General features: G+C 69.2%; 14 protein-coding genes and 3 pseudogenes. 4 read left to right on the top strand and 13 right to left on the bottom strand.

The annotated features are described in order from the left end of the window. Positions 1-33: 33 nt before the first annotated feature. Positions 34-458: pseudogene (locus OHA65_RS30125) on the top strand (flavoprotein); the annotation flags it as partial. Positions 459-774: 316 nt separating this feature from the next. Here OHA65_RS30125 and OHA65_RS30130 read toward each other — a convergent pair. From OHA65_RS30130 to OHA65_RS30170, 9 genes and pseudogenes are all read right to left on the bottom strand, one after another. Further along, positions 775-1080 carry a hypothetical protein gene (locus OHA65_RS30130; RefSeq protein ID WP_405757477.1) on the bottom strand — a complete coding sequence of 102 codons (306 nt, stop codon included), beginning with the start codon at positions 1078-1080 and terminating at the stop codon, positions 775-777. Then, the gene (locus OHA65_RS30135) at positions 1070-1525 is read right to left on the bottom strand and encodes a hypothetical protein (protein ID WP_327279328.1); all 456 of its coding nucleotides are present in this window, start codon (positions 1523-1525) and stop codon (positions 1070-1072) included. Before OHA65_RS30135 ends, OHA65_RS30130 begins: the two co-directional genes overlap by 11 nt. Beyond that, positions 1522-1779 (bottom strand): hypothetical protein, encoded by a 258-nt coding sequence (locus OHA65_RS30140; RefSeq protein WP_405762776.1) that lies wholly within the window; start codon positions 1777-1779, stop codon positions 1522-1524. The genes OHA65_RS30135 and OHA65_RS30140 overlap by 4 nt, the downstream gene beginning before the upstream one ends. A gap of 60 nt (positions 1780-1839) precedes the next feature. After that, a pseudogene (locus OHA65_RS30145) lies at positions 1840-5812 on the bottom strand (DUF6531 domain-containing protein); the annotation flags it as partial. Continuing rightward, entirely contained in the window at positions 5809-6177 is a 369-nt protein-coding gene (locus OHA65_RS30150; protein WP_405757483.1) for a hypothetical protein, read from the bottom strand. The pseudogene OHA65_RS30145 and the gene OHA65_RS30150, both read right to left, overlap by 4 nt. 304 nt (positions 6178-6481) lie before the next feature. Continuing rightward, entirely contained in the window at positions 6482-6895 is a 414-nt protein-coding gene (locus tag OHA65_RS30155; RefSeq protein ID WP_405757486.1) for a hypothetical protein, read from the bottom strand. Between the two features lie 134 nt (positions 6896-7029). Beyond that, a complete protein-coding gene (locus OHA65_RS30160; protein ID WP_405762778.1) occupies positions 7030-7614 on the bottom strand; it encodes a phosphotransferase in 585 nt (194 codons plus the stop codon). Further along, positions 7611-8471, bottom strand: coding sequence for a glycosyltransferase family 8 protein (locus OHA65_RS30165; RefSeq protein WP_405762780.1), 861 nt, complete (start codon positions 8469-8471; stop codon positions 7611-7613). The genes OHA65_RS30160 and OHA65_RS30165 overlap by 4 nt, the downstream gene beginning before the upstream one ends. A gap of 190 nt (positions 8472-8661) precedes the next feature. After that, the gene (locus OHA65_RS30170) at positions 8662-9054 is read right to left on the bottom strand and encodes a hypothetical protein (protein ID WP_405762781.1); all 393 of its coding nucleotides are present in this window, start codon (positions 9052-9054) and stop codon (positions 8662-8664) included. Positions 9055-9220: 166 nt separating this feature from the next. Here OHA65_RS30170 and OHA65_RS30175 point away from each other — a divergent pair, with 166 nt between their 5' ends. Both OHA65_RS30175 and OHA65_RS30180 read left to right on the top strand, forming a co-directional pair. Then, positions 9221-10495 carry a Tat pathway signal protein gene (locus OHA65_RS30175; protein WP_405762782.1) on the top strand — a complete coding sequence of 425 codons (1275 nt, stop codon included), beginning with the start codon at positions 9221-9223 and terminating at the stop codon, positions 10493-10495. Positions 10496-10518: 23 nt separating this feature from the next. Further along, positions 10519-11067, top strand: a complete 549-nt coding sequence (locus OHA65_RS30180) for an N-acetyltransferase (RefSeq protein ID WP_405762784.1) — start codon at positions 10519-10521, stop codon at positions 11065-11067. Between the two features lie 93 nt (positions 11068-11160). On the opposite strand, the gene OHA65_RS30185 is transcribed toward OHA65_RS30180, so the two are convergent. Next, the gene (locus tag OHA65_RS30185) at positions 11161-11505 is read right to left on the bottom strand and encodes a plasmid mobilization protein (RefSeq protein WP_405762786.1); all 345 of its coding nucleotides are present in this window, start codon (positions 11503-11505) and stop codon (positions 11161-11163) included. Between the two features lie 38 nt (positions 11506-11543). Between OHA65_RS30185 and xerC the strand changes: the two genes are divergently transcribed. Beyond that, a complete protein-coding gene (gene xerC, locus OHA65_RS30190; protein WP_405762787.1) occupies positions 11544-12065 on the top strand; it encodes a tyrosine recombinase XerC in 522 nt (173 codons plus the stop codon). Positions 12066-12255: 190 nt separating this feature from the next. Here xerC and OHA65_RS30195 read toward each other — a convergent pair whose 3' ends face one another. From OHA65_RS30195 to OHA65_RS30205, 3 genes and pseudogenes are all read right to left on the bottom strand, one after another. Beyond that, positions 12256-12885, bottom strand: a complete 630-nt coding sequence (locus OHA65_RS30195) for a restriction endonuclease (protein WP_405763457.1) — start codon at positions 12883-12885, stop codon at positions 12256-12258. Between the two features lie 53 nt (positions 12886-12938). Further along, positions 12939-13151 (bottom strand): hypothetical protein, encoded by a 213-nt coding sequence (locus OHA65_RS30200; protein ID WP_376105226.1) that lies wholly within the window; start codon positions 13149-13151, stop codon positions 12939-12941. Between the two features lie 399 nt (positions 13152-13550). Continuing rightward, positions 13551-13736, bottom strand: a pseudogene (locus OHA65_RS30205) (CorA family divalent cation transporter); the annotation flags it as partial. Positions 13737-13870: the final 134 nt, after the last annotated feature.

The raw sequence follows: 13870 nt of genomic DNA on the forward strand, positions 1-13870 counted from the left end.
CTGGACGGACGGTCGCCCTGACCACGGCACGGGCGGAGTTGGGAGGTCGCCGTTGTCGCCATCACGCAGGGGTTTCCTTCCTGACCGGACCGGTCAACCCATGAAGTCCGTGTGGCGCACGCCCAGCGATGTACGGTCCTCCCCGCCCGCCGATGCGCTCGCCGTCGCCCCGGCCACCTTCAACACGCTCAACAAGTGGGCGGCCGGATTCGCGGACAGCCGCGCCCTCGGTATCCGCTGCGAGGCTCCGGGCATGGGCATTCCCACCGCCTGCCCTACGCGAACACCGCCCTCGCTGCCCATCACGCGTACCGGCGGAGCCTCGCCGAACGGTTCCTGGTCGGGAGCTACAGCCCCACCGCCCGAAGTCCGGAGGCGGCGCCGACCGCTTCCGCTGGGAGGAAGCCGACGACCTCCTAGCCCCGTTCCTCACGACACGGGCGCACCACGGACTCTGACAGCCAGTCGCGCCTCTTGAAGATGACGTACAGGCTCACGCAGACCACCGCCATCAGCAGGATCGCGAACGGGTACCCCGCCGCCCGTCCGGGCGATCATGCGCCACCCATACCACGCCCGCGGCTCCGGCGGCATCCTCCAGGGGCCCCACTTGGCGCGTGGCCAGGAGCCCGCTCCGGAGCAGTTCGAAGAGGCACGCGAGCTGATCGAGAAGGAGGGCCCGCAGGTCGTCGAGCGCTACCTCCCGTAGCGCTCCCCCTCACCTTGCCGACAGCCCCAGCCCTGGGTCGGCCCCCGGGCCGGGGCCGGGACGCGTCAGCGAAGGTGCCAGAGCGCATACCCCGCGACCACCATCACCAGTCCGGCGCCCGTCATGGCCGCCCCCAGGACCCGGTGGTACCAGGACTGCGTCCACATCGAACCGGCCGGCTGCGCCAGTTGCAGCCCTACCGGCTGCTGGCGCTGCCGAATGCCCTCGGCCCGCCGCACCGCGATGCCCCGCACATTGAACGCCCAGCTCGCACCACACCCGACGCCGGCCAGCCCGGCCAGAAGGAAGACTCCGATGACGATGGGCGACGGCCCCTGCGTCCCGGTGCAAGACTGCTCATCACGCGGCACCCCATACGGCTTCAAGGTCCTGGCAGTGAACAGTGATCGACGCATCGGTCAGCACAATTTCGTGGCTACAACCATCATGCCGCGGAAGGATCTCGTCGAGGAGCACCGTATCGGCCTGCATCCAGTCGATCGACTGGTCGTAGTCGATCGAGAAATGCGAGACCCCGGAGTACCGAATCCGAAGACCGGATTCATGCTTCCACTGGTTGGCGGAAAATTCCAGGGTCAAGACCCCACGCTTGTCCGTCGGCACGAAGATTCCTGCCAGTTCGAGGTCTTTTACAGATCGGGCACTGCGCATGCTGTAGTGCTCGGCATCGGAAGCAAAAGCCCAGGCTCCGGCTGGCAACGCGTCCCGCATCTGCGGAAGTTCGACGAGATAGGCACTCGGGTCCAGGTTGAACCCGTGCATCTCTGAATCCCAGTCCGCCTTCACATATTTCATTTACAGCCTTCCGAGGCAAGACGGGGTCGCTGCCATTTATCTCCGGTGACGTCTTCGGTCCCCCTCGGGCCAATGCGTCCATGCCGCCGCATGGTGTCGATGGCTTTCCCCTTCAGCGCATTTTCGACACTTGGCGGAACTTCAACATCTGCACCTATTTTCCGGTGCTTGTTGAACCAGCCGTCGCTGCCAAAGATACCCACCTCGCGGCCAGATTTGTCGTAGACGTGGATCTCAAAGTCTTTTCCCTTCATCCCTTCCTACCAGGTGTCCAATCGCCCTCGATACCCCTTCCCAAGGTCAAGCGGATCCTTCGGCCCCCGTGCCGCAAGCCCCAGCGAGTCGGTCCAGCCCAACGCGTTCACAACATATGCGTGGTGGTTGGGTGCCGGTTCCAGGCCCAGCGGGTCCGGGCTGATGTACCTGGCGGTTTCGGGGTCGTAGTAGCGGAAGTAGTTGTAGTTGAAGCCGGTTTCCGGGTCCGCGTATTGGCCGGGGAAGCGGAGTGGGCAGTCTACGGATGTGGTGTCCGTCGGGGCGGGGAAGTGCGCGCCCCACAGCGTGGTGCGGCGCTGCCAGGTCAGTTCACCGTCAGGGGTGACCAGCTCGGTCGGCGTGCCGACCGTGTCCGTGATGACGGCGTGGAAGCGGGTGCTGTAGTCCGCCGAGGCGTCCTGGGCCAGTGTGACCAGCAGGGACGCGCCCTGCTCCCGGACCAGCGGTCTGTGGTCGGTCTGGATGAGGGGGCGGTGGGTGCCCGGGGCGTAGTCCCAGCTGGTGACCTGGCCGTCGGACGTGTTCTGTTCGGCCAGGCGGGTGTCGTCCCAGGTGAAGTCCGTGCGGTCGGCGGTCGAGCCGTCTTCTGCCAAGCGCCGCTTGGATATTCGGCGGCCCAGTGGGTCGTACGTGTACTGCCAGCGGTCGCCGTCCGGCGTCACCGCCTCGGTCAAGCGGTCTTCCGCATTCCAGGCGTACGTCCAAGTGTGCTGCTGCCCGTTGAGGAGCTTGCGAGTCTTGCGGATCAGGCGGCCCTGGGCGTCGTGTTCGTACGAGGTGTGGCGGGCACCGCGGATGAGGGTGCCGTTGAATGCGCGGTCGCCAGAGGCTTCGTGCGCGGGGGCCGTGGCGTGGGTGAGGTTGCCTGCTGCGTCGTAGGCGTACGCCTCGGTCCAGCCGTGGGCCCGGACCCCGGCGACCCGGCCCAGTCGGTCGAGGTCGAACCGACGGGTCCCCGAGGTCAGTTCGCGGATCTCGGTCAGGTAGCCGTCCTCGCGGTAGGCGTAGGTGCGGTGCTGGAGGAGACGGTCGGCCTCGTTCACCCGGCCCGAACCCGAAAGTGTTTGCTCGGTGAGGCGGTGGGCGGCGTCCCAGGACTGGGTGAGCGTGACTCCGTCGCCGAGGCGGCGCTCGGTCTCACGGCCCGCGGCGTCGTACGCGAAGGTCAGGGAACCAGCCTCGGTACTGATCGCCGCGGGGCGCCCTGCCGGGTCGTAGGTCCACTGCGAGTTCAGCTCGGACGGGGTGGTGCGCCGGACGAGACGTCCGAGCACGTCGTACACGTAGGTGATGGTCCGGCCGTTGACGGTTTCCGTGAGCGTACGGCCGAGGGCGTCCCGCGCGATGGAGACCGCCGCATCCGCGTTGGCTGTGTGGATCAGATGGCCCGATGTGCTGTAGGCGTACGTGGTGACGGCGCCCGCGTCGGTGCGCTGCTCGACGACGCGGCCCAGCGCGTCCCTGGTGAAGCTCAGCTTTTCGCCCGCGCCGTTCGTGCGGGATGCCAGAGCGCCCGACGCGTCGTGCGTGTACGTCAGCGTCCGGCCGTTGAAGTCGGTCTCCGTGACCAGTCGGCCCGCATCGTCGTACGCGTACGTCCAGGTCAGCCCCTGCGGGTTGGTGACTCCGGTCAGCCGGAGCTCGGTGTCGTACGCGAAGGCGTATGCCGTGCCGTCCGGGTCTGTGCGGGTGGCGGGTACGTCGAAGTGCGTGGCGGTGTGGCGGGTGACGTTGCCCGCGGGGTCGGTGTGGGTGAGCGGGTTACCCTCGCCGTCCCAGGTCCAGGACTCGCGGCTGCCGTCCGCATGCTCGCGCCACGTCGGCTTGCCTTCGGTCGACCAGCCCATGCGGGTGGTCCCGCCCAGTGGGTCGACCACTTGGACGACACGGCCGAAGGAGTCGCGGCGCGCCACCGTGGTGTGCCCGAGTTCATCGGTGACGGCGACGGGCAGCCCGGCCGCGTCCGGTGTGACCCTGCAGGTATGGCCCAGGGCGTCGGTGACAGTGACCAGGTGGCCCGACTCATCGTAGGCGCAGTGCGTTTCGGCGCCGAGCGGGTCGGTGGTGGTGACCAGGTTGCCGAGCTCGTCGTAGGTGTGGTGCCAGGTCGCACCACCGGGTTCGACGACCTCGACCGGCTGGCCGAGCGCGTTGTACGTGGCCCGGGCGACGGTCTGGTCCGGCAGGGTGACTGCGGTGAGGTTGTCGGCTTCGTCATAGGTGTAGCGCGTCGTACGGCCCTGCGGATCGGTGACCGAGACGGGTTTGTCGCCCCGCTCTGTCCACTGCGTGCGGGTGGTGTGGCCGAGCGGATCGGTCTCCTCGACGACCATGCCCGCGGAGTTGTACCGGTGGGTGGAGCGGCGGCCGAGGGAGTCGGTGTAGATGGTGGTGTGCGCCGTGTCGTCGTAGGCGAGGGTGCCGGAGAGGAAGCCGTCGCTGCCCTCGGTGCGCTCGACTCGGCCGCGGGCGTCGTAGAAGTAGGCGAAGGAGGTGCCGTTGCGGTCGGTCCAGGAGGTGACCCGCCCTTCGGCGTCGTAAGTGAAACGCAGTGGTTCGTCGCTGGAGTTGATGACCTCGGTGAGGTTGCCCGCCTCGTCGTAGCCGTACCGCATGACGACCGTACCGGCGTCCTCGCCCGGCGAGGGCTCGTACCGCGACGGGGCCTGGTCGAGCAGGCGCAGGGCGGTGATGCGCGGCCCCTGGGTGTCGACGGCGAGGTAGTAGCCGCCGGAGTGGCGGAGCGCGGTGGGGATGCCGTCGGGCGTGCGCTCGATGTCGATGCGAGCGCCGTTGCGGTCGTGCCAGCTGTCCAGCGGGAGGTGGAAGACACCAAAGGTGCCGGAAGGGAGGGGGGTACCGAAGGCGCGGACGACTCCGGAGTCCGGGTCGGTGATGGTCATGACGCCGTCGGGCTTGCCGTCCCATTCCAGCGGCCAGCGGGCGCCCTTGACGGGCAGGGCTGGCTCGCCGGGCTGAGGAACGGGGTAGACCAGGCGCATGCCGTCCGAGGCGGCGAACACCACCCCTTCCCCGTCGATCTGAAGGCACTCGTCCAGGGTGGAGACCCAGGTGGGGCCGAAACACACCCCACCACGGTACGAGGACAGGTGGGTGCGCTCGAAGACCAGGGGGAGGTCGGCGGGGAGTGTGAGGTCGGTCTGCGTCATCAGCATGGCGCCGGTCGCCACGTCGATCGGCTCTCCGACGCACGGAGTGCTCTTGCACTGCCGGGCCGCCGGACCGAGTTCGACCAGGTCGGGTCGGAGCGTCGGCGGCCGCAGCATCAGCGGCACCTCGGTCTTGGTGAACAGGCTCCCCTCGATGCCGGCTTTCGTGACACCACCGGCGGCACCGAACACGCCGCCGTAGATCATGCCGTCCTTTGCCGCGGCATTGATCTCGTCGAGGCTGAACCCTTCTGCATGCCGGTGGCGATCTTCAGGGGCTGGGCGACCGCGAGGTCGATGGTCACCGACTCCATGCTCCCGAAGGCCGCCGCGACCAGCGTGCCGGCGGCGATTTCGGCGACGGTGGTGGTGACGGCGATGCCCATAGTGGCGCCGAATTCGATGAGGGCCTCGGTGGCCAGGGCGGCAGCACCCGCGGCAGCACCCGCGGTCACGAAGGCCAGCGCGATGCCACCCACGGTGATCGCGGCATCGATGCCGATCTGCGTCCAGAGTTTGTTGATGGCGTCGTCGACAGCCTTGGCGAACTTGTCCAGTGCCTCGGCCATCTGGCGGGACGCCTCGGCGAGGTCGCTGAGCCAGCCCGCGTCGTTGCCCTTGGCGTACCGCCCCAGAAGGTCCCGAACGCCTCTATCGCCTCACCCGTGTTGTTGGTGATCAGGGAAGAGGCCGCGTTGTTGACGGGCGTACGTACATCGTCGACGGCGTCGGCGAAGGTCCGCCAGGCATCGGCGGCGTGCCGCAGGGTGCCGGAATTGGCATCTGGCCACCACAGGCCCAGCGTGAGCAGGAGGTCCTTGGCCTCGTCCTCGATGCTCACTTGTCGCCCCTGTCGTGGCCTTCGCCGTCCTTCGACAGCACCTTCGTGAACATCCCGGCGATCAGCTCGTCGTTGTCGACGTGCCCGTCCGCCATGTCGGTCATCGCCTCGTGGATGCTGACCAGACCGAGGACGAGGGTGCCGGCCGCCTTCTCGATGGCCTTCTGCTGGGGGCTATAGGCGTCGTCGAATGCCTTGCCCTGCTCGTCATCTCCCCACGGCTTACCGAGCCCGTCGAGGGAGGTGACGAGCGCCGTGAGCGCTTTGCTCAAGTTCTGGCCCTGCGTGTGGAAGACCGGCGCCGTCAACTTGATATCGGCCGTACTGATGTCCAGAACCTTGCCGTTGTCCTTGCCGTCACCCACGCGTGATGCCTCCGCCGATACCGACCGCGAATCGCAATTCTAGACACTGTCGAGGATCTTGCAGTTGTCGACGTCAGTCGCTGGCGGTTCGTCAGGACTTTGGCCGCTGGATTTCGTGCTGGTCCAGGAAGTTCCGCAAGGCGGTTGGTGACCGTGGCAGAGGTGCTTTCGCCGGTCGGCGGGAGGCTGCTGAGTCTCCCGATGTTCACGGCGATGGCCGTGAGGACATGCTGCAGGTGGGCCTTCGCCTGTCTCCGGCAGCGGCGTATGCCGTGCCCATGGGCGAATTCGTTGACGGTGTCTTTCACTCGGAGCGGACCGCATAGCGAGCCCGCCAGTTGGGCGTCTGCTGCTCGGCGCGGACTCGGATCTGTAGGTCTCGGAGTTCGCGCAGGCGGAAGCCGACGTTCCGGACGCTTGGTGCACCGGGTGCGGACTGGGCGGGGCTGGCACTGCCCTTGGTGAACCGTGCCGTGATCAGCGGTGCCGCGGTGGGCGAGGAGGTCGGGTAGGGGCCGTGCGATCCCTTGCTGACCTGGCGCTGGGGGCAGGTCAGTTGGCAGCAGCCGAAGTCGATGTGGAAGTCGTCCCGGCTGAAGCTCTCGTTCTGGCGGTGCTGACGGATGGGGTTGCCCGGCAGCTGGCCGCGACGCCCCAGCCGGGAATGGATGCCGGGCAGAGCCCGGGCGTCGTACGTGGTGGCCGAGGTCGTGGCCACATCCGTGATCGCCTACGTGTCATCGGGGGTGCGGGCCAGGCTCCGCTGTGCGCCGCCGCAGTCACCACAGCCCTAGCCGGCTACTACGCCCGCCGGGCTGAGCGCGTGGGGTCCACCGACTTGGTCCTCTTCAACTACAGCCTCTCCCGCGCACTCGCGGGATCCGCCGACCGCAAGGGCTCGCGGCTGGAACACAGCTTCCGTGCCTGGGCTGAATCCAGAGCGGGCGCGAGCCGGACGAAGACCTGTTTGGGGCAGTGGGCGGCCAGGGCGCTGACCTGCTGGCCGATGCCCGGTGCCAGGGGGACCCCGGCCGGGGCCTTGGTGCTGTGGAAGGCCGCCATCAGCAGGGCGAGCCTCAGCAGGGCCGCCGGACGCGGCATCTGCCCGACCCGGACGGCGTCGCCCAAGGTGCTCGTTCCGGCATCGGCGGTGACCAGGGCGGAGACGGCCAGGCCGGGAACGGGGCCGTACCCGATCACGGCCGGTACCCGCACCCGCCCGGCGGCGGCGACGGCGGCCAGGAGGCGGGCCTCGTCGGCCGCTCCGTGGGTGGTGTCGGCCGCGAACAGCTTGACCACCACCGGGCGGCCGTCGGCGAGACGGACGCGGTAGACGGCCGTCTTCGGCCCGGGGCGGACCCGGACAGTCTCGGCCGGCGCCGCCCCGGTCAGCTCCGCGCAGGCCCTCTCTACCGCCAGGACCGTACTGCCGGTCACCGTGCGCCCGCCCCGGCCACGTGCCGCAGCGTGCGGTGCATCTGCTGCCGGTAGGCACGCACGTCCTCCGTGCCGGGGCACGAGCGCATCCACGGCTTGTGGCCCCCGACGAAGTGCACCACGTGCCCGTCCCGGCGGGTGACCGGGCGGCGGAGGACCCTGCGGACCCAGTCCCCCCGCTGGAGGAACCGGTCCACCTCGAACCGGTTGAACACCGGCCCGACCGGATGCACGGCCCCGGAGGACAACAGCCAAAGGTTCAGGGCGCACTGGTCGTTGTGCTTGATGTACTGCCGCCCGTTGACCAAGGCCCGCTGGACCCCGACCCGCATGGGGGCGAGCATCGGCGCAGGGACCCACAGCATCCCGGCGTTGAAGTAGGTTCGCCCCACCAGGTGGGGCCAGCGCTCGGCGACCCCCGGCAGTGCCGGGCACTGCCCGACGGCCGGGTTGAACTCGTCCTGCACAGCGCCGATCCGGTCCGCCGGCAGCGCGTCCAGAGGTGCGGAGACGTCGCCGCGTACGTGTACGTCGGCGTCCACGTAGATCAGGAACGGCCGGTCGAGGAAGCCGGGGGTGAACCCGAACCTCAGGTAGGTGGCGACGGAGATGTAGGCGGTGTCCGCCATGATGCTCTCGGCCGGCGGGGTCTGCCAGCGCAGGTCGAAGGAGCCGAACCCGCAGCGGCGGGCGAAGGACTCCATCACGGCGGCCTGCCCCGGGGACAGGCCGTTGGTCAGTACCCGTACCGCGCTCTCGCGGCGGTCGGCCGCCGGCAGGTGGTCGGCGACCGACCCGAGCGTGACCAGGGCAGGCAACAGGTAGCGGGCATCGACGCACATGCCGATCGCGTACACGCGGGTGCCTCCAGGGCGAGGTTCGACGGGGCCCGGTGCCGGGCCCGGGCATGGTGGCCGCCTCGCCCGTATTCGGGGGAGGCAACCGGCCTCACCGGTGTCGGCGAGGTGCTGTTGTCACCTGCCGCGGCCGGGCAGGTGGAGGGCTTCCGGTGCCGGCGCCTCCTGGCAGGCCGGCACCGGAAGCGGTTCAGGTACGCCGCAGGAGATCCGTGTTACGGGCGAGATGAGCCACCGACTTGGCCAGCAGTCGCAGCGCTATCGCCGGATCGCTCCCGCAGTCCCGGGCGACCTTGCGGGCGAACCGCACGGTGCTGGACGCGATGTCCTTCCCCCGGCTCTCCGGCAGCAGGTCCGCGTACCGTTCGGCGGGTACCGCGAGGGTGCGGACGTGCCCGCGCAGCCGCTCCCGCAGCCGAACGGCTACCTCCCCGGCCGGTTGGTGGTCGGCGAGGGCGAGGGCGGCCTCGACGTCCCCGGCGACGGCGGCAGTCGCAGAGGCGATCGCGGTCTCCTGGCCGGCGGAGGTGACCGTGGCTGCCTCGCTCGGTACTGCTGCCACTTCGTGCGCGAGTACGGTCACGATTCCGCTCCCATCCGGCTGCTGCCAGTTCGGCTGTGCGGACAAGTAACCGGCGTCCGAGCCGCGTTGGACATGACGAATCGACTCGTGCCTACTCGCGTGACCACTGACGAAAAGTCCCGACCTCCGCTACCTCGGACGTCGGCCCCACCCCTACCGTGACTGCATGGTGCGGAAGCGGAACGCGGAATTAGAGACCTGGATGAAGGAACACGGGCTCAGTGCGGGCGCTCTTGCCGAGCAGGTCAACGACGCCATGGCAGACCTCACCGGCCACCGCGGCGCCGTCACCGAACGGACGGTCTACCGGTGGCTGTCGGGAGAGAACCGCTCGCCCCAGGACCGCCAGTGGCAGGCCCTGGAGGTCGTCTCCGGGCTTCCCTCGACCGACCTGGGGTTCGTGCCCCGCGCCCGCCCCCGCCCCACAACGCCCTCAGCACGACTGGAGGACCCTGTGCTTGGCCGTCGAAGCTTCATTTCCGTAGCCACCGGCGCCGCCGTGGCCGTGTCCACCGGCACGGCGACCGCAGCCCCTCGACCCATCGTCGGGCACTCCGACGTCGACCGCCTGCGTGTCCTGCTGGCCGAACTGTGGCTCCTAGACGACCAGAACGGTGGCGGCCCCGTTCTGGAGAAGCGCGCCGCCGACCTCGCCGCCCGCACGCTTCGCCTCCAGCAGCACGGTTCCGCCAGCCAACGCGTCCGCTCCCGCCTCTACGCCGTCGCCGCGTCCTTCACGGCCTTCGCCATGTTCTCTGCCATCGACGCCCGCCGGCTGGGGGAGGCCCAGCGCTACCTGGAACAGTCCGTCACCCTCGCAGGGCTTTCCGGAGACGGCCAGGTCCAGCACCAGACCTGGCGGTACGCCGCCATGCTCTCCGGACAGCGCGGCCGGTACGCCGACGCCCTCGCCGCCGCCGAAGCCTGCACCGGCACCCGGGCGCACCGCACCGACCCCTTCTATGCCTCGCTGACCCACTCCCGCATCGCCCTGACCGCCGCCAGCCTCGGCGACAAGACCAGGGCCCTCCGAGCCCTGGACCGGGCCCACGGCGCCTACGACCGAGCCGATCCCGCCGAGGCCCGTCCGTCCTCCGTCGCCTTCTACACCCGGGGCGAACTTCACGGCCTGACCGGCATCACCCACTACCGGCTCGGCGAAGCGGAGAAGGCCGAGTTCCATGCCCACCGGTGCATCGCCGACCTCCGTGTCGACCAGCACCGCAACCGCGCCTACTACTTGTCGCAGGCGGCCCTCGCGCAGGTCGCACAGGGCGATGTCGAGCAGGCCGTGGCCACCGCCACCCGTGTCATCGCCCCGAACGGTGCCGACGCCGGCCGGGTTCCCCATCTGCTCGGCAGCTTCACCTCCGCCCTCAACCAGGCGGCCCCCAGGGCCGTCGTCACCCGCCAGTGGAACGACCGCACCCGTACTGCCTGAACCCGCACGCGACAAGGAGCACCATGCCCGCCCCGGAGATCACCCTTCACCGCTATGGCGCCGACCAGCTGCCCACCATCCGTCCCACCCTGGTCGGCGTGTACGCCGAGGTGTACGAGAAGGAGATCGGCGAGGACCCGTTCTTCTCCGTCGACCGCTTCGAGGGTCGTCTCACCGGCCACTCCTCCCGCCCGTCCTGGGAGGCCGTGGTCGCCTACGACGGTGGCGAGGCCGCCAGCTACGCCTACGCCGCGGCCCTGCCCCAGAACACCGGCTGGTGGGCCCACATGCTCCAGCCGCTTCCCGAGGCGGACACGACCGAGGACGGCACCCGCACCCTCGCCCTCTTCGAGATCATGGCCCGTGCTCCCTGGAGGGGCACGGGCCTGGCGCACCGCATCCACGAGGAACTGCTGGCCGGCCGCACCGAGGAACGCGTCACGCTGCTCGTCGAGCCCGGCCACCCGAAGGTGAAAGCCCTCTACGAGGGGTGGGGGTACCAGCACATCGGTGACCAGCAGCCGTTCCCCGACGCCCCGGTGTACACCACCATGCTCCGCACCCTCGGGTAGCGGCAGTTTGCCTACGAGCGGGACCTGCGACCCGGGATAGGGATCCCGGGCGCGTCTCCCGCTTGTGGATTTTGGGGGCCATGGTGGTGAGTCCTAGCCGTCTCTGAGGAGTTGGTCGGTGGCGCCTTGGACCCGGGCGGAGGCCAGGCGTACTGATTCGAGTACGGCGTCGAGTCGGGTGTCGGTTGGCTGGGCGCCGGAGTTGATGGCGCGGGTCAGCTGGTTGAGGTTGTTGCCGATCGGTCCGAGGTGCCTGCGGGCAGCGAACAGCTCGGCGACGGTCTCGCGACGCCCGGCGATGGCCGCGGCGCTGGTGTGCGGGTTGTGGGCCGCGCCGAGGGCGGCGCGGGCGAAGAAGCCGGCGAGGGTGACGCCGACGGCCTTGGCGGCGGTCGCGACGAACTTGTGCTCGGCGTCGCTCATACGGACGCTGCACACGTTGGGGCACTGGCGGCGCTTGTTGCACGGTCAAGCGAGTGGATGAGCGCGTGCGCCTCCACGTCCTTCCGCACATCGGCGAGGTGGCGCTGCGGGACGTCTCCGCCGCCGTCCTGCGCGGCTACATTGCCACGCTCGAAGGCGAGTGCGCACCGCGCTACGCCCGGCAGATCCTCACCACCCTCTCGAACGTCTTCGAGACGGCGATCGACGACAAGCGGCTGGTTCGCAACCCGATGCGTGCCAAGTCGGTGCGCTGGCCCAAGGCTCCCGAGGACCAGCGGGAGGCGTGGCTGCTGGAGACGGCGCAGCGGGTGCGGGACGTCATCAGCCAGCGGTACCGGATCGTCGTCGTCGCCCTCGGGTGTGGGCTGCGCCAGGGGGAGGTCTTCGGGCTGTCGCCGGCGGACGTCGACTTCGAGCGCGGCCTCATCCGGGTCGGCCGCCAGGTCCAGCTCCTTTACGGCCGCCTGTACTTCGCTCTCCCCAAGGGTGAGAAGACCCGGGTCGTCGACATGCCGCCGTCGGTGGCTGCTGAACTGACTGCACACTTCCTGTAACACCCGGCCGTCGAGGTCGAGCTGCCCTGGGGGCCCGAACCCGAGGCCGGCGGCAAGGGCCGCGCGGCAGTCGATGCGCTGCTCGGTGTGGCCCCTCAGTACGTTCCAGACGATCTTGCGCTTGCCTGAGAACGGGTGGCACAGCTCATGCCGTGCCACCCTTTCTCGTTGGTGGATCAGGCTCTGCGTCTCATGCCGCTCGGCGCCAGGGCAGGCGGGAGCGCCGGGATGGCAGTCCGAGCAGTTCGTGCAGGGCCCTGCCCTTGTGGGCCCATTGGCCGAGTCGGTCGCGGTCGATCCAGTGGACTCCGTGGCGGTCACCCCAGGCCATGGCGTCGCGGGTGAAGGAGCCGTTGGTGACGACGACCGCGTGGTCCGCCCTGTGCGCGGGCCCCGCGGTGCCGTTCACCTCGTACATCACCGACGAGCCGACCTTGCCGCCGACGCGGGTGTGCTTCGCCTGCACCACTATCCGTCCGAGGGGGACCAGGTCGCCGATCACGTCCGCGGCCTGGTCTCCGCCTCGGCCCACCTTCGTGGCGACCCAGCCGTCGCGGACGAGGAGATCGCGTAGCGCGTACTCGAACTGCTGGTCATCCATTGCGTCCAACTCGGCCAAGGTGATGCGCAGGCGAGCCAGCCTCTCGCTGTCCGCGCGGTTTCGGTGGGAGCGCCGTATCCGGAGGCAGGCCAAGCAGGTGGCGAGGGCCAGACCGATCACGATCAGCAGCGGCCAGTTCTCGGCGGCCTTCGCAAGGAGGCGCGATGCGGCCTGTGCCAGGGCGACCGCGAGCGCGAGGGCAACGGTTGCCGCACCCAGGACGTCTGCAGTACTGCGCGGTCGCCACCGGATGCTTCGCCGCCGCCGGGCCGTCACTGCCCGCCCGCTGGCGCGGAGACACCGGGCTTCGGCGCGGGCTGCTGCTCGGCGGAGCTGTCGCCGAATCCGAAGACCTGGCCCCAGAGCCAGACCACCGCGCACAGGCCGGCGATGGCCCAGACGCTCAGGCCTTTGGCCTTCCTGGGGCCTGGCTTGCGGCGGATGTAGCTGCGCACGCTCACGTATCCGTCCGGAGCCTTCGGCATGCTGATTCCCTCCCCATCGGTCTGCGCTGTGCTGACCTACAGATCGGTTGTAGCGGTGGCCACTGACAGAACTTGATGCACCGTCATGACCGTGTGAACGGCAAGGGTGCGAGTCGGCCATGTCTTCGGGAGTGCCTGGCCGACTGCACGGCCCGCTGGCCTGCGTCGAGGCTTCCCGGCCGTGTGTCACGCTGCGGAAATGCAGGGTGTGTCGAATGGCCAGTTCCCGCGGAGCGCGGTCAGCGGCGACTGCGCCGGGCGCCGCCCCCGTTGAGGCAGCGGCGCTGAGCGTGGTCGACCCTCTGCCGCGCATTCTCCCCAGATTCTCCCCACGGGGCCTCTGGGGGCGTGATCCATGGTTCGCTTGCGCTAAGTCGATCAAGCTCGCGCCATGGATCGTTACAGCCAGTCGCGCTTCTTGAAGATGACGTACAAGCTCACGCAGACCACCGCCATCAGCAGGATCGCGAAGGGGTAGCGCGCCGCCCAGTGCAGTTCCGGCATGTCTTCGAAGTTCATGCCGTAGATGGTGCCGACCAGGGTGGGGGCGAAGAGGATGGCCGCCCAGGCGGAGATCTTCTTGAAGATGTCGTCCTCAACGCGTTGACCTGCGCAGATCGCTGTGTGAGGCGTGCTGACCTGCGGCGTTGCATGTTCCGACGCTTTCATGGTGAGGCCGAATTGTGCGGTCGATTCTCCCCAGCCGCTCCCCAGCGCTG

Origin of the sequence: Streptomyces sp. NBC_00045 (genome assembly GCF_045041095.1) — a bacterium.
In the GTDB taxonomy this organism is placed as follows: Bacteria; Actinomycetota; Actinomycetes; order Streptomycetales; family Streptomycetaceae; genus Streptomyces.

Bases quoted from the DNA above. Each gene is read 5' to 3' on its own strand.
- OHA65_RS30135 (WP_327279328.1), bottom strand. From the start codon at position 1,525: ATGAAATATGTGAAGGCGGACTGGGATTCAGAGATGCACGGGTTCAAC.
- OHA65_RS30175 (WP_405762782.1), top strand. From the start codon at position 9,221: ATGGTGCGGAAGCGGAACGCGGAATTAGAGACCTGGATGAAGGAACAC.
- OHA65_RS30200 (WP_376105226.1), bottom strand. From the start codon at position 13,151: ATGCCGAAGGCTCCGGACGGATACGTGAGCGTGCGCAGCTACATCCGC.
- OHA65_RS30180 (WP_405762784.1), top strand. From the start codon at position 10,519: ATGCCCGCCCCGGAGATCACCCTTCACCGCTATGGCGCCGACCAGCTG.
- OHA65_RS30140 (WP_405762776.1), bottom strand. From the start codon at position 1,779: ATGAAGGGAAAAGACTTTGAGATCCACGTCTACGACAAATCTGGCCGC.